Here is a 20,346-nt window from a genome sequence, read left to right as displayed (position 1 = left end):
TGATCCGTGAGCGAAAAGCGGTTACCTAATATTTTGTTTATTATGGCGGATCAGCATCGTGCGGACTGCTTGGGCGCGTACGGCAATACCGATATCCGCACGCCGCATTTGGACCAATTGGCTGCTGATGGAGTGGTATATGAAAGCCACTTCTGCAATGCGCCGGTCTGCACCCCGTCGCGTTATTCCACGCTGACGGGTCTGCATCCCCACCAGCATTTAGGGTGGACGAACCGCTGTACGATCCAGCCGGAGCTGGGCACCTATCCCAAAACGCTCAAACGTGCCGGGTACACAACAGCGGCTATAGGGAAGATGCATCTGACGCCAACGTATCAGGATGTCGGTTTCGACCGCATGGAGCTGGTCGAGCAAAACGGCGACGGCCGCTACGAGGACGATTATCACCGCTACTTGCAAAACCTGGGTTTGATCGATTATGTTGATTTGCTCGATCAGGTAAATGAATACCGGCAGCAGGCGCCGGAGCATTACTGGGATTCTCGCGGGGCGATGGTCTCCGACCTGCCGGAGGAGCATCATTCGACCGCATGGATCGGCAGGAGAGGGCTGGCGGAAATCGACAAGTGGGGAGACGGAGGAAATCTGCTGTTTTTGAGTTTCGTCAAACCGCACCATCCGTTTGATCCGCCCGCTTCGTGGAGCGAGATGTACGATCCTGACGCGCTGAAGCTGCTGCCGGGCTGGACGGAAAGCTGCCTGCCGCGGGATTTGGAGAAACATACGGGATTTTTCCCGCATGAGCAGTTGACGGAGCAGCAGCTGAGACTGTGCATGAGTTATTATTACGCGACGATTTCCCATATCGACCATTACATCGGGAACATTGTGGAGCTGCTGAAGCACAAAGGCTTATACGACAATACGCTGATTTTATATACCAGCGATCACGGCGAATATTTGGGTTTCCACCATTTGCTGCTGAAGCAAAACTATATGTACGATCCGCTGGTCAGAGTGCCGCTGATCGTCAAGTACCCCGGGATGTCCGCGGCGGGCGAACGCTGCGCCGAGCTGACCAGCGGCATCGATGTCACGGCGACATTGGCCGCCGTAGCGGGCGAACAGCCGGGACCGGATATGACGGGAGTGGATTTGACCGCTCCGCTTGCGGGCCGCCGCTACGTGTTTTCGGAAAATGCCAAAGGCGAGCAATATATGGTGCGTTCCCGCTCGCATAAGCTGATTTTGTGCAAAGACGATGCGAAATCGTTGTTTTTTGATTTGCAGCGTGATCCGCTTGAGATGACCAATCTGTACGCCGACGAGGCTTATCGGGACATGATCGCCGAGCACAAAGCCGCGCTGCATCAGATGATCTTATTTGACGCGCCGGCGCCGGTATTTCTCTACGAAGACGCCAAGCTGCTTGAAGCGCCGAATGTCCCCTCCGCTGGAGCGCAGGTGCCTGCTTTTGCCGGCTGGGTGAGGGAGAAAATGAACGAGGCGTTAACGCGGGAGCCATAACATATAGCGATCCGGAAGGGCGGAATGGACATTGAAAAGGCCCAATATCCTCATTATTTATACCGATCAGCAGCGTTGGGACGCGCTTGGCGCAAACGGCAACAGTGAGATTCAAACTCCGAATTTGGACCGGCTGGCGGCGGAGGGAGTGAACTTCGACCATCATTTTGTACAAAACCCGGTCTGTATGCCAAGCCGCATCAGCTTTCTCAGCGGACGGTATCCGTCGGCGCTGCGCATTACGCATATGGGTGTTCCTGTGCCCCAGGATACGGTGACCTTGCCGCGGATGCTGAACAATTACGGCTACGTGTGCGGCAACATCGGCAAGCTGCATTTTCTGCCGCATGCCAACCGGGATCACCGCAGCGTTCATCCCGATTACGGGTTCGCTCACTTGGAAATTTCCGACGAGCCCGGCAGCTACGAGGATGCCTACCGGGCGTGGATCAGGGCAAAAGATCCGTCGCAGCTGGAATATGCCAGTCTGGGCCTGCCTCCGGCAGCACAGGTATGGTACGACACGATGAAGGTTCGCGACGGTATCCCGCATCCCGAGCGGGAGCCGAGACGCGCCGAAGCGTTTCGCGGCAAAGACGAATTTACGCATTCGGCGTTTGTCGCCGAACAGACGATGGCGTTTATCGAGAAACATGCAAAGGACAGCTGGCTGTGCATCGCCGGATTTTATTCGCCTCATGCGCCATGGGTGGCTCCGCAAAAGTTTCTGGACATGTACGATCCGGATCAGCTTTCTGTACCGGCCTATCCGCCGCATCTGGATGAACGGCGTTCCGAGACTCATTTCTCCGACGAGGAGCTGAGGTCGGTCAAACATGGCTACTACGCGATGATCAGCGAAGTCGACGATTATGTGGGCAAGCTGATGCGGAAGCTGCAAGAACTCGGACTGGAGCAGGACACGATTGTGGTGTTCAGCTCCGATCACGGCGAATATTTGGGCGAGCATCTGCGATACGGCAAAGGGTATCCGGGTGAGGACTGCGTCAGCAGGGTGCCGCTGATCGTCCGCTGGCCGCAGGGGGCCAAGCAGGCGGGAACAACCGCGACCATCGTTGAAGCGGTTGACGTCGTGCCGACCTTGCTGGAGTGCGCCGGCATTCCCGTTCCTTCGGAAGTGCAGGGGCAATCGTTTAAGCCGCTGCTTCAAGGCGATGAGTTTACCGGCAAAGGGTATGCGTTGATGGAGGCCACTGGCTGGAAAACGATCCGAACGCGGGATTACCGGTATTTACGCGAAGCCGATGGCCGGGAAGCGCTTTTTCATTTGAAGGAAGACCCGATGCAATATGCCGATGTAGCGGAGCATGCGGATTACGGCGATGTGGTGAAGGAACTGCGGGGGCAGCTGCTCTCGGCGGTTATCCGCAACGAAGCACCGCTGCCGAGAGTATGGCCTTATTAAAACCGATCCGAAAACATTGAGTTTATGAATAAGCAAGGACTGGCTTGAAAAAAGCGGTCCTTGCTTTTTGTTGTTTCGGAAAGCCGGCGATCGAAGCAGCACGCGAGCTGAAGAATACGTAAACACGCTGCTTTTCCGGGAAGATCTTTGGATCAGCTTATGTAGCATCGGAAGTTGTTCATGATACAATCATGTATAAAGAGTGAACGTATCTGCACACGGCCTTTCGAGGGAACGGATTTGCTTAAGTTGCGAAATTTCCCAACGCGCGCGAATCCCAGACGCGCGTTGCGCTGAGCGGCGGTCGGTCGAACCCCACCACTGGCGCCGCGGCGAATGAATAGGACGCATTAACGTTTTGAGACTGAACATTATTTGTCATTTATGAACAAAATCTTGAATGATCGAATCTATACAGTTTTTACGTGATTTGTTTCTTCCCTTTTCAAGCTGGATATCCAATAATTTTAATTGCGGCCGCAAACGACTTATAAAGCTTGAAAGCGAGGAAATGTATGTATGCAATAAAAAAAAGCGCGGGCAGTCAACTTTTTGATGTGAGCAACATCATGATCTTATCGATATTTTCGGTGGCCACCTTGTACCCTTTATGGCATGAGGTTTCACTTTCCTTAAGCTCAATGGAAGAATCCATGCGCGGGGGGCTGTTCATATGGCCTAAAGAATTTACGTTATCGGCTTATATGGACATTCTGAAGTCGCAATTTCTTTGGGTAGCTTATCAAAATACGGTGATCATAACCGCAGCGGGCACTTTGTTAAGTTTGCTGTTAACGGCAATGACAGCTTATCCGTTAGTAAAGCGGGGTTTGCCGGGGAATCACGTGATGTCCTTCGTGATCTTGTTCACCATGTTGTTCGGAGGAGGAATTATTCCCACGTATTTGCTGATTAAACAGCTGGGAATGATCAATTCCTTGTCAGCGTTAATTATTCCTGGTGCCATATCCGCATACAACGTGCTCATTATGCGCAGTTTTTTTGCAGCACTGCCTGCAGAACTTGAAGAGTCGGCGATGATGGACGGAGCGAACCCGATACGCATTTTCTTTACGATCATCTTGCCGTTATCGACGCCGGTGCTTGCAACGATAGCACTTTGGGAAGCGGTTTCAAGGTGGAACAACTTTTTCTCGGCACTGATTTACTTAAATGACAAGTCGAAGTATACATTATCCTTAATGTTATGGGATGTCATTAAAGGTCAGGAAGCAGCTAAAATGAGCGGACAACTGACCAATACATCCACCGAATCGGCCATTGCCGCGACAGTTGTGCTGGCCACGCTTCCCATTTTATGTGTGTATCCTTTTTTGCAAAGATATTTTGTTAAAGGGGTTATGATCGGTTCCATTAAATCGTAAGAAGGAGATGATTCCTATGAATAAAGTAGTTAAAGGGGTAACGCTGTCAACGGCTGCTCTGCTTTCAACAACCGGTCTCATTGCGTGCTCGCAGCAAACGAACAACGAAAGCGCGGCCCCCTCTTCCACAAAACAAAATGAAAGCGTTACTATAAAGATGTTCAGGAACTATCCCGCCCCGGAATACCCTAAGGGAGGGGGAGTCGGCCGGCAAGAAATTTTAAAGTCATTAGAGGCCGCAGGTCTGAAAGGGATCGACTTTGACGTATCCTTGGCAACAGGCCCGGATTATTTCACCAAATTGAATCTGCTTGCCGCATCGGGAGAACTTCCCGACTATTTCAACCTGGATATTCCAACGATGAGCCGTTTTGCCGACGAAGGATTGATTGCTCCTCTCGACGATTTAATTAAACAAGCGCCCAACGCCATGAGTCTGTTTGATCCGAAGGATTTAGAAGCGTTAAAATACAAAGGGAAATTGTATGCGCTTCCGGTTGGTTATCGCCCTGAGCCGTTTAACGGTCCCAACACGGGAACTTTTATTATCCGTCAGGATTGGCTGGATAATCTCGGCCTTAAACCGCCAAAAACATTAGACGAATTACACGACGTTCTGGTTGCATTCACCAAAAACGATCCCGACAAAAATCAAGCTAACGATACCTACGGTTTAGGCGGGATCAAGCCAAACAATATGGATCCGAATTTTGGGGCTATTTTCGGCGCATTTGGGGTCATTCCTTCGTTTTGGCATGAAAGGAATGGACAGTTGAAGCAAGGAATGGTGCTGCCGGAAACGAAGGAAGCTTTAACCCTGCTTCAGAAATGGTATAAAGAAGGAATTATCGACCCTGAATCGCTGGTGACCGAGAGAAAACAGCTTGAGGAGAAAATCATCAACTCCAAAGTAGGGGTTTTCGAAGGGCTCACTATGGACGTGGATCCAAAGCAGCCGCTTGGCAACTCGCTCAGAAAAGTGACGCCAACAGCGAAATTTAACTTCCTTACGCCTCCGACGGGTGCGAAAGGGCTTTCCGGCTGGCCGGAGAATCCTCCCGCTTATAATGATATTAGAGCGGTCTCCGCCAAATTCAAAAATCCCGAAGCTTTGATGAAGCTGATCAACTGGTCGGTATCGGATAAACCGGACGGTGGTTTTTACCTCGTCACGTACGGAAAAGAAAATCAGCATTATACGTACGATAAGGCGAAAAACCGGATTTCCCAAAACGTCAAATCTTATTCGGAGTTATATGAGCAAGGGTACTCCAATCCGGTACGGTTCCTTCAGGTGGTCGATCGCCGCTGGACGGCGGACGAGACGATTGTCGCATTGGAGAGCGCGAACAAAAACTTGGTCAGAAACAGCTTCTGGAAAACGGTACCGGCGCAATTTGATTATCCGGATTTGGGCAAATTGTGGGCGGAATACTACAGTAAAATCATAAGCGGGACTTACTCCATCGATAAATGGGATGAGTTTGTTCAGAAATATTACCAGCAAGGCGGAAAGATCATCGAAGATCAAGTGAACGCGGAATGGAATAAAACTAAAAAATAAAAGAGGGCCACTGAATGAATCTGGTTCGCCATAAATTGTTTAAAAAGCTGCTGCTGTCCTATATATTCACGATCATGCTGCCTACTTTGGTTATAAGCGCTATCTATTTCAACAACTATTCGAGTGAGCTGCGCGACGAGAACGAGAGATCGGTTCATATCAGTATGCAGAACCTGGAGCAGAAGGTTGAAATGCTTGTGGGGAAAGTGGATAGCTTAACATTGCAGCTGTCATTTATGTCGAACCTGAATTCCATTCTTTTTGACCCGTTTAAGGCGAGTATTTATGATTTCTCGGAATTAAACGAAAGCTTTAGGACCCAAATATCGGCAAGCCGGTTAGTTTATTCGGGGTATATTTATTTTAAGTTAAACAACAAGGTGCTTGCCACTAATGAAGGATTGTACCGTCTGGCTGATTTCTACGATAGAGAAATTATTGAGAAGGCCAGCAAAACAAATGACGATTTGATTGAGATAAGGACGATGAGGGACCGTCTGAACGCTCCCCCGATTGAGGTCATTTCATTTACCCGAAATTTGCCCTCGGTAAGGAAAGACGTATTGGGCAGTATGGTAATCAACGCGAGCAAGGAAGAGTTTTTTGAAGCGCTGCGCAAGCTGATTAATGATGAATACAATGAAATTTTCATTGTCGACACAAACAGCCGAAGCTTGCTTTTTAATAACAAAAATAGCGGGCTTACCGCTCCTGTAACCAAGATGCTAACGGAAGGCAAGTGGGATCAAGGCCGGGAAACGGAAATGTTGAAGCTTGGCGGGGAAAAGTATTTTGTCAGCTATTTGAAAGTGACAAACCAACCGTGGGTCATTTTGAAGCTGCTGCCGATGAGTTTTTTTGAACAAAAAGTCAACGAAAAGCTATTTTCAATTATCAAAGCCGTCATACTGATCGTTATTATCGGGCTGGCATTTTCCTGCTTGTTTTCTGTGATCATGTACAGTCCTTGGAAACGGATTTTGGCCAAATACGGCACAATGAACCGGAGCCATTCCCAGCAAAGGGGAATCGATGCTTTTGATTTCGTAAATAATGTCATCGCAAACCTGCAAAACGAAAACCAGACCATTAAAAGCATGATGGATCAAAATGAACCATTAATCCGCCATCGGTTGATCTATGACCTCTTGAACAATAATCTGTCGAATAATTCCATACATTTTGACCGTCTTGCTCAAATGGGGATTGATTTGCCGCTGCCGTATTATATGGTCTTGCTGATTTCCTCGGGTTTACAGGATGAAGCGGAAGCGCCGGATTCCGGCAAGATGAAGTTATACGCGTTTAGCTTAGCCGAAAATGTGCTCAAGGAGCATTTTAACTTGTGCGGGACGCTGCTTGATGACGACCGATTCGGCTTTGTGATTAATCTTGAACGGGAAACGATTGACGATCCTTTAAGAAAAACGTTGCAGGGCTGCTGTAAAAATATCAATGAACAGGTTCAGTGGGTGCATAATATGACGCTGACCTTTTCATGCGGCCATACTTGCGGTTCCCTTGACGAGATCCACAACTCGTATTTGCAGGCGAAGAAGCTGACACGTTACAAGGCGCTGAATCACGCTGAGATCGTATTTATGCAGGATATCCGGGATCATGACGAAAGGCTGGAGTACCCGCTCCATATCGAGAAGGCTTTGCTGCACAGCATCAAATCGGTTGACCGCGAGAAAACAAAGGATATCTTGGGTGATTTGTTTCAATTATACATTTCCAATACGAAGTACTCCCGGGAACAGATTCACGGGATGGTCATCATATTGGTAAGCACCTTAATCCACGATCTGATGCAAGAAGGGTTTGAAGCCGACTTTTTGAACAGCGAAGGTGTGCTTAAAGTAAATGAGTGTAACAGTATGGCGGAGCTTGAACACTTTATGCAGAGCTACCTGCAAACGATGATCAATGATCTGGAATCCCAGAGCGATAAGAAAAGTACAAATTTGTACATTTCTCAGGCGATTCAATTTGTGGAAATGCATTTCCGGGAAAATTTTGCGCTTACGGACATTTCCGAATACGTCGGATTAAGCAGCAGCTATTTAAGCCGCATCTTTAAGCAGCAGACCGGGAGATCGTTAATTGATTATTTGGCTAAGTACCGGGTGGAGAAAAGCATTGAATTGCTCAAGGACGGCACTCGGTATTCGTTGAAAGAAATCGGCAGTATGGTCGGCTTTACGGAAGTTCACAGCTTTATAAGATGTTTTAAAAAATACGAAGGGGTCACCCCCGGTGAGTATCGGAAACATCTCTAGCTTTGGCAGGAGATTGAAGTGAGGGGTAATGCCATGTACAGTCAAACAGCAGAATTACCAATCAAAAAAGCAAGCAAGAACCGCAGCAACTGGAAATTTTATAAATATTATTATTTATTGATCGCGCCGGGACTGTTGTATTTTATTTTGTTTCATTATGTGCCTATGGCCGGGATTATCATCGCTTTCAAGGATTTCAAGTTATCCCAAGGCATCATCGGGAGCGAGTGGGCGGGATTAAAATGGTTTCATTTGTTGTTTGCGGCTCCGGATTTTTGGGTAGCTTTACGCAACACCATACTGATCAGTTTTTATAAGCTGATCTTTGGTTTCCCCGCCCCCATTGTGCTGGCTTTGCTGCTTAACGAAGTGACAAGCACCTTATTCAAAAGAGTGGTTCAGACGGTGGTTTATTTCCCACATTTTGTATCATGGGTTGTTCTCGGCGGACTTATGTTTACCCTGCTTTCGCCGAACACAGGGATATTTACTTTATTTGGAAGTAAAAGCTCGCCATTAATGGAGCCGGATCAATTTCGCAGCTTGCTCGTTTGGTCTGAAATATGGAAAGAGGTCGGATGGGGGACCGTTATTTATTTAGCCGCCATCACCGGCATTAACCCGGAACTGTACGAAGCGGCCAAAATCGATGGGGCCTCCAGATTTCAGCAGGTTCGTTACATTACACTGCCGTCGATCAGCGGAACGATCATTCTGCTTATGATTTTGAAGGCCGGTCATTTGCTTAATGCCGGTTTCGATCAAGTGTTCATTCTGTATCACCCATTGGTTTATAATGTCGCCGACATTCTCGATACGTATGTGTACCGCGTGGGGCTCACCTTGGGAAGATTCTCCATAGCCGCCGCCGCGGGTTTATTTAAATCCGTTGTCGGCTTGCTCATGCTCCTGTTTACGAATTGGCTTGCGCGCAGATTAAGCGGCCAAGGTCTTTGGTAAAAAATAAACTTGCGGAGGAATCCAAAACGAATGAATCTGGAAAATGTCAAGGAAAAACCCAATGTTATCGTTTTTTTTACCGATCAGATGAGGTGGGACACTACCGGGGTGCATGGAAACCCTCACGGATTGACCCCGAATTTTGACCAAATGGCGCAGAACGGCACCCATGTTTACAATTCCTTCACCTGTCAGCCTGTGTGCGGCCCGGCGCGGTCTTGTCTGCAAACCGGAATGTATGCGACACAGACGGGGTGTTATAGAAACGGAATCCCGCTGCCGGAAAATAGCAAAACGCTGGCTCATTATTTCCGTGAGTATGGTTTCCGCACAGGATATATCGGCAAATGGCATCTGGCCAGTCAGGATCCGGTTCCCGAAAATGAGCGGGGCGGATACGAGTATTGGCTGGCGTCCAATGTGCTCGAATACTCTTCCGATGCTTACGACACGATCATGTACAACAATGAGAATAAAGCGGTGAAGCTGCCGGGTTACAGAGTGGATGCGGTAACCGACGCAGCCATCCGATTTATTGATCAAAATCAAAAGGATCCGTTTTTCTTGTTTGTTTCTTACTTGGAGCCGCATCATCAAAATCACCTTGACAATTATCCTGCTCCTCTAGGGTACGACTGTACGGCCGCAGGAACATGGATGCCCCCGGACTTGGCGGCTTTAGGCGGCAGTGCGGCGCAGCATTTGCCCGGATATTACGGCATGGTCAGAAAGCTTGACGAAGCCTTCGGCCGGCTGTTGGATTCGCTGAGAAGCTTGAAGCTGCTTGAATATACGGTTGTATTGTTTACCTCGGACCATGGCAACCATTTTAAAACCCGCAATGCGGAATACAAACGTTCCTGCCACGACAGCTCCATTCGGGTGCCTACCGTTTTTCAAGGCCCGGGATTCGATGGAGGAGGGCGTATCCACAAGCTGGTCAGTCTGATGGATTTGCCCCCGACCTTGCTTGATGCTGCAGGAATCCCGGTTCCCGAGCACATGCAGGGAAAATCGATACTTCCGTTATGCCGGAAAACCGGCTCCGATTGGGCTAATGAGGTGTTTGTTCAGATCAGTGAGGATAAAGTGGCGCGTGCCATTCGTACCGACCGCTGGAAATATAGTGTAACAGCCAAAGAGCGGAGCGGCTGGCTTCACTCGGGCTCCGACGTATATGAGGAAGAATTTTTGTACGATCTGCATGCCGATCCGTATGAATTAAACAATTTGATCGGAGTCGAATGGTACCGGCAGGTCACGGAGCAGCTGAGGGAAACACTCCTTCAGAGAATGGAAGATGCCGGTGAGAGCAAACCTGCCATCGTCCCATCGCCGGCTCGTGTCAGCGCAGTCGACCGAAGGGTTGAAATTACCGAACTTCGGGATCATACCATCAATTGGACGTACCCGGAATGAGAGATCCATTGGCGTCAAACGGCGGCGGGGGAATTTCCACGGGAAATAACGTTATTTTGAATAGGAGGAATTGCTAGTCATGAATGTATCTAATCCAGTTATCGTACAGTCACGGGCTTTGCGTTTGTTGCAGCCAGGACAGGTAAATGAAGTTTGGCTGAACCATGAGATGCCGGAGCACCATATTGTCGTCGAACCAACCATCGGAAGTATTTGTCACGCTGATCTGCGTTATTTCACAGGTCAGCGCAGACCGGAAGCGCTCGCCCGTAAGCTTCCTATGGCATTGATTCACGAAGGGATCGGAAGAGTGGCGGAAAGTCGAACCGAACGATTTCATGCCGGAGAGCGCGTCATCATCGTGCCGAATTGGCCGGGCCATGCATTGGAAGGGATCCGGCCTGAGGAATGCTGCGCCTCATGCCGATCGGGCAAAGGAGACAATTACTGTGAGCGTGGCAGATTTCTAGGAAGCGGCACGGACGGAATTGCACAGAGCCGTATTGTAGTGCCTGCCGATTGCCTGATTAAAGTGCCTGATGATGTTCCGGACGAGATTGCCGTCCTCGCCGAGCTATGTTCGGTATCGTATCAGGCTTTAGGACGGGAGGCGTCTAATCTAAAGAATGCGAAAGTGGCGGTTTTTGGAGACGGACCCGTCGGATATTTAACGGCCGCTGTGCTCTATCATGTCTTTGGAGTAAGTCGGGATAAACTGCTTGTATTTGGAGCCATTCCAGAAAAACTGGACAATTTCAAATTTGCGCAAACCGCTCTCGTACAGCACTATGATTTCGATAAAGGGCAAACCTTTGATATTGCAGTAGAATGTACCGGCGGCAAGTTTTCCGAAAGTGCGATCAATCAGTGTATCGATATTTTATCACCAGGCGGTAAATTGATTCTGATGGGAGTAACCGAGGACAGAGTGCCAATAAACACAAGGGATGTACTAGAGAAGGGGATCACGATGACCGGCAGCAGCCGAAGTTCCTCTGCCGATTATATCCCTGTCGTCAAAGCGATGCGGAGCAAGGAGTTTCAAGAGACATTGTCCCGGCTGCTGCCCGATCATTACCATGAGATTAAAGGAGCCGAGGATTTCACAAAAGCGATGGAGGAGACGGCTGCCCACCGCGGATGGAAAAAAACGGTGTTGTCGTTTGATTGGCATTCATCACATGTATAGGGGGTAGATCAACATGACAACGGACCGAAAACCCAACATTTTATTTTTGGTTGCGGACGATCAGCGTTTTGATACGATCCATGCAGGCGGCAACAACCAAATCATGACTCCGGTGCTCGATCGGCTCTCCGAACGAGGAGTATGCTTCGGAACAACGTACATAACCGGCGGCATTACACCGGCCGTTTGCGTACCGAGCCGCGCTTGCATTCATACGGGCGCGCACACTCTTAACGCTTCGGCGGACCGGCATTTGAACCAATGGCCGGGATTGATGACGATCAATCCGGAGTGTGCAATCATGCCTCAAGTGATGCGGGAATCCGGGTACTATACATTTGCAACCGGCAAATGGCATAACGACAGACAAAGCTTTATCCGAAGCTTCTGCGACGGGGCAAAAATATTTTTCGGCGGTATGAGCGATCATCTGCAGGTGCCTGTGTACGATTTCGATCCAAGCGGTGAGTATCGTAAAGAAACGAAGTACATGGGGCAGTCGTTCTCCACCGATCTGTTTGCGGATGCCGCCGTGAAGTTTATCGAAGACTACGACAGGGATCAGCCGTTTTTTCTATATGTGGCGTTTACCTCACCGCATGATCCGAGAACGGCGCCACAGGAGTTCACGGAGAAATATGATCCGGCCGACATCGAGCTCCCGGCAAACTTTATGGAGAAACATCCGTTTGATAATGGGGAAATGACGGTACGGGACGAATTGCTGGAGCCGTTTCCCCGTGACCCGGATTCGGTGCGCCGGCACATCGCCGATTATTATGCAATGATTACTCACATGGATGACCGTATAGGGCAAATCTTGGAGGCGCTGCGGGTAAAAGGCGAGCTGGACAATACGATTATCGTCTATACCGCGGATCATGGATTGGCGCTGGGACAACACGGTTTGATGGGTAAGCAAAATCTGTATGACCACAGTATCCGCATCCCGCTGCTGATGAGCGGACCCGGGCTCCCGCAAAACGTTCGGATTGATCAGGTTACCTGTCAGTTCGATATTTTCCCTACCCTTTGCGATTTGGCGGGAATTCCGATTCCGGCGACCGTAGACGGCCAAAGTCTTCTGCCTCTCATTCAAGGCGAAAAAAGCGGTATTCATGATTCCGTATTTGCGGTTTACAAGGATCTGCAGCGTATGGTATGCGACGGCGAATGGAAACTCATTCGCTACTATCGCCCGGAAGAGCACAATTACGGCTCCGATCGTATCCAGTTGTTCAATATTAAGGAGGATCCTGCGGAAATCAGCGATCTGTCGGGGGACCCGCGTTTTGCAGGGCATATTCAGAGATTGGCGGCGGAACTCTCCTCTTGGCAGCAGCGGATGTGTGATCCGTGGGCTTACCGCCCTGTAATGCCGCCGGCCGGCCAGCCGCAGAAAGGCCAGTGGGGCAATTGGAACGACTGAAAAGGAGGTCTGTAAATGAGTAAAAAAAATGCAAAAAGCCCCAATGTCATCGTATTTTTCACCGACCAGCAGCGTTGGGATACAACCGGTGTACACGGGAATCCATTGGATCTCACCCCTAATTTTGACGAAATGGCTTATCGCGGGACCAATGTTAGTTATTCATTTACTTGCCAGCCGGTTTGCGGGCCGGCTAGATCGGTTTTGCAAACGGGACTGTATCCGACCGTCTCGGGCTGCTTCAAAAACAAAATTCCCTTGCCGGCAGGCACGAAAACATTGGCCCATTATTTCAACGATGCGGGTTATCACACAGGGTATATTGGCAAATGGCATCTTGCGAGCGCAGGCAGCAACGCGGTAACCGAAGCCGAAAGAGGAGGGTATCAATACTGGTTAGGTGCTAATTCGCTTGAGCTTTGCTCGGACTCGTATCATACAATCGTTTATGACAACAATGGCGAGCAGGTCAAGCTGCCGGGATACCGGGTCGACGCCCTCACCGATGCGGCAATCCGTTATGTGGATCAGCACCAAGACAATCCGTTTTTCTTGTTTCTTTCGTATTTGGAGCCGCACCACCAAAATCACATTGACGATTATCCGCCTCCGCATGGAACCCGCAAACGGTATGAGGGCCGCTGGACGCCGCCGGATTTGCAAGCGTTGGGAGGAAGCAGTGCCCAGCATCTGGGGGGATATTACGGCATGGTCAAAAGATTGGACGAGGCGCTTGGGCGGCTGCTGGATTCGTTAAGAAGCCTAAACCTGCTGGATAACACCGTTGTGTTATTTACCTCCGATCACGCCTGTCACTTTAAAACGCGAAACGACGAGTATAAACGATCATGCCACGAAAGCTCGATACGGGTGCCTACGGCTATCCAAGGGCCTGGATTCCAAGGCAAAGGCTGGGTAAACGAGCTTGTCAGCCTGATCGACCTGCCGCCTACATTACTTGACGCCGCAGGCATTCCCGTTCCCGACAACATGCAGGGACGATCGTTGCTGCCCCTCCTGCAAGGATCAAACGAAGAGTGGCCGGAGGACATCTTCATCCAGATCAGCGAGTCGCAGGTCGGGCGCGCCGTTCGGACAAAACGCTGGAAGTATAGTGTTGCCGCAGTGGATCATGACGGTTACGAGCATGCAGGGGCCAGCCAATATTCGGAACAGTTTTTATACGATTTAGAGGCCGACCCTCACGAATTGACCAACTTGATCGGTTTAAAGCCCTATCAGGAGGTTGCACGTGTCATGGGCGAAAGGCTTGTGAAACGGATGACAGAGGCGGGAGAACCGGCTCCGGAAATCATCCGCGCGCCTGAACGTCAAGCCGAAGGATTGACCTTGAAGTTTCGATCCGTGACCCAAGAAGAAGCATTTATGTAAATTGTTGACCGCCATCATCCTTATGAATGAATAAGGTTTTGGCGGTCTTTTTAAACGATAAAGAATGTATATGTTTTCGGCGAAGCTGAAACAAATGCTTTATCACAAAAATAAACTTCCGCTAAGACACGAATGTACTTCATCGAAATTACTTTGATCAGAAGCTTTTGTTATTTTGACAGATAGAGGGGACGTAATCGTTTTCCTGAACGATCGGACATGCGAGCACAGATCAGCTAATTTTTTTGCGGCGAGGTGCTGACGAATCGATATAACACGTGTTATAATCATGGCAAAAAGAGGTGTATGCGCGTGGCCAACAAGAGGGTGACGAGCTTTGACGTAGCCCGCAAGGCGGGCGTCTCGCGCAGCGTTGTATCCGCCGTGCTTAACGATACGCCGGGGATCGGGGTCAGCGCGGAGAAGCGGAAAGCCGTGCTGGAGGCGATCCGTGAGCTGGGTTATCAGGTGGATGCACAGGCCCGGGGGATGAAGACAGGACGCAGCCAATGTTTGGCTGCATTCGGCAATGTCTCGAACCCGCTGTTCCTGCAGGTGCTGGAGGGGATGCAGGAAACTTGCAGCCATAAAGGGTACCATGTGCTTTTGTACGGGTCGGGAAACCCGCCGCAGGATCAGCGGGAAGAGTTGATCGAGCTGTATATGCAGCGGCGGATCGACGGCGTTGTCGCTTTTGACCGGCCGCAGTGGGACCGTGATGACTGGGTCCGGCTTGTGCAGAGCAAAGCGATGCCGTATGTTTCCGTCGAAGGGTATCCGGACGAGCCACGGATAGCTTCCGTATTGATGGACTACCGGGAAGCCGCGCGGCGGGCGCTTGATTTTATGTGGGAGCGCACCGGGCTTGTTCCGCTGTATGTGGAGATGAATGTCGGAGTTCCGCTTGGGTTCGGCGACATAGAACGCAGAAAAGCATACGAAGAGTGGATGCTTGAGAAGGGCTGGCAGCCTGCGGTTACGGAGGTGCCGGATAAGTTATGGCGGCAGGCGGAGCCGAAGTGGCTGGAATGGCTAAAGTTCAAGATGAACGAGGGGAAGCCATGCGCGGTTTTTACCAATTGGTCGCGGGCGGCGGTTTCCATCAGCCGTGCCGCATTTAAGCTGGGATACACGGTAGGGGAAGACGTTCACATTATGGCGGGAGATAATACGGATCGCGTCAACCAGCATGTATACCCATCCCTGACCGCCGTGGAGGTGCCGTATCGCGAAATGGGGAGATTGGCCGTGGAAAGACTGGCGGAATATGTGGAAGGCCGCCGCCCGCTGGACGCCCATGAGGACATTGTGGTGCCGGCCGAGCTTGCGGTAAGGGAAAGCGTCGGATGGATACGAAGGTAAGAGCGGGCCAAGAAGAAGTGTCGGATGGATACGAAGGTAAGAGCGGTCAAGGAAAAGCCGGTTTCGTATTCACCAAAGCAATGGATGATGAGGTTCGCAAAAATTACGTCAAAAAGCCAATCGCAGCGTCCGCCTTTTGGGCGGTCGCGCATCCCGCTTGCTAGGGTAATCGGAAAGGGAATAAACTTCTGCAAAATTGCGGTCGCTCATCCTTGAAGGACTTCGATCGTAGTTTTTGTTAAGAGTAAGGAAGGTTTAACTATATTAAAGCGCTAAAGCGCGAATTAAACATTCTGCTCGCAAGAAAAGCTTCCGCTAAGATACGAATGTACTTCATTGAAAGGGCTTCGATCCGAAGCTTTTCTTATAACACGTGTTATATCGAGAGACTGTGTTTGACTATCAGCTTAACCGGCCCGCTTAAGTTATGCGAATCGATGTTGTCTACATAACCAATTTACATATATCGAGAGAGGATGATTGCAATGTTTTGGACGATGGAGAAGCTGCTTGCAAGGGTGAAGGAACTGGGGCCGTTTCGTTACCGGGATTCCGTGGCTATTACGGGTTTTGCTGCCAAGGAGGACGAAGCGGGGAATATCGGAGAATGTCCTTCATCCGATGGTGAATGGCGCGAGATGCGGATTGGCGATAGGTGGGTTGGCCGCGACCGGTACGTTTGGCTGAGACAAGAGGTCGAGATTCCCGCGGCTTGGCATGAGCGGCGTATTGTGGGCCGATTTGACTTCGGACGAACCGGCGGCGGCAACAATTCCGGATTCGAATCGCTGCTGTACGTGGATGGGCAGCCGTATCAAGGCGTGGATACGAACCATCAGGAGGTGTTTCTGCCGCAGGCGTCGGCTGGAACCCGAGTCGAGCTTGTTTTCCGCTTATGGTCGGGAATGGGCGGTTATTCGCCCGGCGCCATAATGGATCATCAGCTGAATATGGCCGAACTGTGCTGGCTGGATGAGGCGGCGGACGATCTGTATTACACGGCCAAAGCGGCGCTTGATGTCGTGCAGGTGCTGGAAGAGCAGTCGGTAGAGCGGCATCAGCTGCTGGCAACGGTGGATCAGGCATTTTTGCAGCTCGATTGGTCGCGTCCCGGATCGGCGGCGTTTTATGCATCTATCGAAGAAGCACGCAGCGTTCTGCGGGCCGAGCTGGAGCAGATGCCGAAGCAGCACGGCGTGATCGTACGTGCGATCGGCCATACCCATATCGACGTGGCGTGGCTGTGGCGATTGAAGCATACGCGGGAAAAGGCGGCCCGTTCTTTTTCGACGGTGCTGCGTTTGATGGAGTTGTTTCCCGACTATGTATTTCTGCAAACGATGCCGCAGTTGTACGACTACATTCGGCAAGACTATCCGGAGCTGTACGAGCAGATCAAGGAACGCGTTCGGGAAGGCCGCTGGGAAGCGGGCGGCGGCATGTGGCTGGAGGCCGATTGCAATCTGACCTCGGGTGAATCGCTTGTGCGGCAGCTGCTGTATGGGACCCGTTTTTTCCGGGAGGAGTTTGGGGTGGAGTGCACTTATCTGTGGCTGCCGGATGTGTTTGGCTACAGCTGGGCGCTGCCGCAAATATTGCGCAAGTCGGGCATCGATACGTTTATGACGACAAAAATCAGCTGGAACCAATACAACCGGATGCCACACGATACGTTCCGCTGGAGGGGAATTGACGGCACGGAAATTTTGACCCATTTTATTACGACGCCGGATAAGTCGGACGGGTGGTATTATACATATAACGGAGATATTACGGCGGCATCGGTCACCGGCATATGGGAGGGCTACCGCGATAAACCGGTCAACCGCGAACTGCTGCTCAGCTATGGTTATGGCGACGGCGGCGGCGGGGTGAACCGGGAGATGCTGGAGCTGCGCCGCAGGTTAAGCGAGCTGCCCGGAGTACCGCATGTCACGACAGGAAGAGCGGACGACTATTTTGCCAAGCTTCATCAGACGGTGGCTGAGAGCAAGTCGTATGTGCATACATGGGACGGCGAGCTGTATTTGGAGCTGCACCGCGGAACGTATACGAGCCAGGCGTACAACAAGCGGATGAACCGCAAGCTGGAGCTGCTTGCCCGCGAAACGGAATGGATCGGCGTACTGGCGGTGCTGGCGCGCAAAGATAGCGGGGCCGTGTATGATAAGAACAAGCTCGACCAAGCGTGGAAAATCATTCTGCGCAACCAGTTCCATGACATCATTCCCGGCTCATCGATCCATGAGGTGTATGAGGATTCCCGGCTTGAGTATGCGGAGGCCGAGCGGCTGCTGTTGGAGGCCAGGAGCGCAGCGGCTGGTGATGCCGTGGCCGGGTGTCCGAATTCTGAGGATGCGGGGGCAACAGTTGGGCAGATCAAATCGCAGCAGGCGGTCATCTGGAACAGCAGCGGCTGGACGCGATCGGGTCTGGCGCTTGTGAGGGATTTCCCCGAACAGGCGGGGCAATGGACTGATTCGCAAGGCCGGACACTGGAGAGTCAATGGACGGAAGCGGGCTGCTTGGTGCGAATTCCGGAAGCGCAGCCGCTGAGCGTTGAAATGATATGCTGGAATTCTGCAGCTGCATCCGGGGCAACTGAGCTTCATCCGTTAACGGAGCCGCCGGTACTATTGGCACATGCAGCTAAAGCAGAGGGCGTCGCCGCGACACAGCCGTTCGGCTGGGAACCGTCAGGTCTCGATACGCCTTTTTATAAGCTGGAATGGAACGAAGCCGGGCAGCTTACCCGCATCTATGATAAAAGGGAGCAACGGGAGATGCTTGCTGCAGGCGAGCGGGGCAACGTGCTGCAGGTGTTTGAAGATAAGCCGAAGGGCCGGCACGAAGCGTGGGAAATTGATTTGTTTTACACGGAGAAGATGGAGGAAGTGCAGCGCCTTGTTTCCGTGGAGCTAATCGAGTCCGGCCCGCTGCGGGCTGTTGTCCGCTTTCAGTGGTCATACGGCGATTCCAAGCTGCAGCAGGAGCTAATCGTCTATGCGCATTCCGCGCGGATCGATTTCCGCACGCGGATTGATTGGCAGGAGCGCCGCAAGCTGCTGAAGGCTGCTTTCACTGTGGATGTCCGGTCCACGGAAGCGACGTACGATATTCAGTTCGGCAGCGTGAAACGGCCGACTCATTGGAATACGAGCTGGGATTATGCGCGTTTTGAAGTTGTCGGTCACCAGTGGGCCGATTTGTCCGAGCGCGGATACGGCGTAAGTTTGCTGAACGACTGCAAATACGGTTACGACATCAAGGACAACCGGATGCGCCTGACGCTCATTAAATCCGCCATGGTGCCGGACCCTACGGCTGATCAAGGTTTGCATGAGTTTACGTACGCTTTGTTTCCGCACAATGGCGATGTCGTCGAAGGCGGCACCGTGCAGGAGGCGTGGGATTTGAACGCTCCGCTTGTTTGCCGGGGAGACGGGTATGGCGACCTGGCCGGTTGCGGTTCATTATTTCGCTTCTGCCGGGATCATGTTCACGTGGACGCGGTCAAGCTGGCGGAAGACGATCCGCAGCTTGTCGTGCTGCGTTTTCACGAATTTGCCGGCAAGCGCGGCTTCGTTGAGGTGACAAGCGATATGACCATCGCCGGCTGGCAGGAAGCCAACCTGATGGAGCGGCCGGAAGGCGAAGAACAGGCGGGCGGTGTGATCCGGCTGTACGTCAAGCCATTCGAAATCAAGACGCTGCTGGTGCGTATGCAATAAGGGTTTAATGTTTGAATGAAACAAAGGCAAGGCCTGTTTCCTCGATGGAAGCAGGCCTTGTCGCTGTTTGCCGCTTGCTGCCCGCAGTCCGCTGCTTGCCGCTTGCAGTTTGCAATCAGCGATCCGCAGTTAGCATTCCGCAGTGGGCAGTTCGCCGTTTGTTGCACACTGCTCACTGATCGCCACGTCCACCCAGTCAGGTTAGCGATAAATGGCCGCTATTCAGATCGCGTATTGGCTGCATTAGCGCCATCATATCGGGTTTATGGAGTAAACCGGAACCATAACATGCTTGAATGCAGCAAATGAAGCGATTTCGATTCAACTTGATGAAAATTGACCTTTGGCTAGCTGCCTGAAACGGACATCCTCGTCGCTATAGTTGGCCTTATGCGTGCGAACGTCATGCTCTAACGCTAACGGACAGGCGCGCCGCTATTTGGCTAAAAAATCGAGGTTATCATTTTTAACGGACAGGCACGACCTTATTTGCCCAAAAAAGTCGGGGAAACCGCGATGGTAGGCCAAATAAGAGCGCTGGTGTCCGTCCCATTGAGCATACCTCAGATTTGGTATATATAGCTGCGCTGATGAGACTGTCGATTAATCTTGCCTGTTAGGGCATCCTTTCTCTATTCTGGGCTCTATTGAGTATGGTTTACAGGTTTTCAAGGTAGGGAGGTAGAAATATTTCACCCTTTTTGGCCTTATGCTTGCTG

Annotated in this window: 13 protein-coding genes; all 13 read left to right on the top strand. The window is 51.1% G+C overall.

The window, feature by feature from the left end; translation table 11 throughout:
• The first annotated feature begins 6 nt into the window (after positions 1 to 6).
• The 13 genes from EYB31_RS00065 to EYB31_RS00005 all read left to right on the top strand — a co-directional run bounded on the left by EYB31_RS00065 (position 7) and on the right by EYB31_RS00005 (position 19,627).
• Positions 7 to 1,488: a sulfatase family protein gene (locus EYB31_RS00065; RefSeq protein WP_165452115.1), complete on the top strand. Its 1,482-nt coding sequence runs from the start codon at positions 7 to 9 to the stop codon at positions 1,486 to 1,488.
• A 31-nt stretch (positions 1,489 to 1,519) separates the two neighbouring features.
• Complete coding sequence (locus EYB31_RS00060) at positions 1,520 to 2,914, top strand: sulfatase family protein (protein ID WP_131011228.1); 1,395 nt, start codon at positions 1,520 to 1,522, stop codon at positions 2,912 to 2,914.
• Positions 2,915 to 3,471: 557 nt separating this feature from the next.
• Positions 3,472 to 4,299, top strand: coding sequence for a carbohydrate ABC transporter permease (locus EYB31_RS00055; RefSeq protein ID WP_240761970.1), 828 nt, complete (start codon positions 3,472 to 3,474; stop codon positions 4,297 to 4,299).
• Between the two features lie 16 nt (positions 4,300 to 4,315).
• The gene (locus tag EYB31_RS00050) at positions 4,316 to 5,863 is read left to right on the top strand and encodes an extracellular solute-binding protein (protein ID WP_165452114.1); all 1,548 of its coding nucleotides are present in this window, start codon (positions 4,316 to 4,318) and stop codon (positions 5,861 to 5,863) included.
• Between the two features lie 14 nt (positions 5,864 to 5,877).
• Positions 5,878 to 8,145, top strand: a complete 2,268-nt coding sequence (locus EYB31_RS00045) for a helix-turn-helix domain-containing protein (RefSeq protein ID WP_131011225.1) — start codon at positions 5,878 to 5,880, stop codon at positions 8,143 to 8,145.
• A 33-nt stretch (positions 8,146 to 8,178) separates the two neighbouring features.
• A complete protein-coding gene (locus EYB31_RS00040) occupies positions 8,179 to 9,105 on the top strand; it encodes an ABC transporter permease (protein WP_131011224.1) in 927 nt (308 codons plus the stop codon).
• A gap of 30 nt (positions 9,106 to 9,135) precedes the next feature.
• Entirely contained in the window at positions 9,136 to 10,524 is a 1,389-nt protein-coding gene (locus EYB31_RS00035) for a sulfatase family protein (protein WP_131011223.1), read from the top strand.
• A gap of 79 nt (positions 10,525 to 10,603) precedes the next feature.
• Entirely contained in the window at positions 10,604 to 11,713 is a 1,110-nt protein-coding gene (locus tag EYB31_RS00030) for an alcohol dehydrogenase catalytic domain-containing protein (protein WP_131011222.1), read from the top strand.
• Positions 11,714 to 11,726: 13 nt separating this feature from the next.
• A complete protein-coding gene (locus tag EYB31_RS00025) occupies positions 11,727 to 13,142 on the top strand; it encodes a sulfatase family protein (protein ID WP_131011221.1) in 1,416 nt (471 codons plus the stop codon).
• 15 nt (positions 13,143 to 13,157) lie between these two features.
• Positions 13,158 to 14,534: a sulfatase family protein gene (locus EYB31_RS00020; protein ID WP_131011220.1), complete on the top strand. Its 1,377-nt coding sequence runs from the start codon at positions 13,158 to 13,160 to the stop codon at positions 14,532 to 14,534.
• A gap of 312 nt (positions 14,535 to 14,846) precedes the next feature.
• On the top strand, positions 14,847 to 15,896 hold the full coding sequence (locus EYB31_RS00015; RefSeq protein WP_240761969.1) for a LacI family DNA-binding transcriptional regulator: 1,050 nt from the start codon (positions 14,847 to 14,849) through the stop codon (positions 15,894 to 15,896).
• The gene (locus EYB31_RS00010; RefSeq protein WP_131011218.1) at positions 15,881 to 16,060 is read left to right on the top strand and encodes a hypothetical protein; all 180 of its coding nucleotides are present in this window, start codon (positions 15,881 to 15,883) and stop codon (positions 16,058 to 16,060) included. The genes EYB31_RS00015 and EYB31_RS00010 overlap by 16 nt, the downstream gene beginning before the upstream one ends.
• A 321-nt stretch (positions 16,061 to 16,381) precedes the next feature.
• Positions 16,382 to 19,627 carry an alpha-mannosidase gene (locus EYB31_RS00005; RefSeq protein WP_131011279.1) on the top strand — a complete coding sequence of 1,082 codons (3,246 nt, stop codon included), beginning with the start codon at positions 16,382 to 16,384 and terminating at the stop codon, positions 19,625 to 19,627.
• Positions 19,628 to 20,346 lie beyond the last annotated feature (719 nt).

Source organism: Paenibacillus thalictri (genome assembly GCF_004307995.1).
Taxonomy (GTDB): Bacteria; Bacillota; Bacilli; order Paenibacillales; family NBRC-103111; genus Paenibacillus_AF; species Paenibacillus_AF thalictri.
Note: the sequence above shows the minus strand (reverse complement) of the source record. Positions and strands in the feature narration are given on the sequence as shown.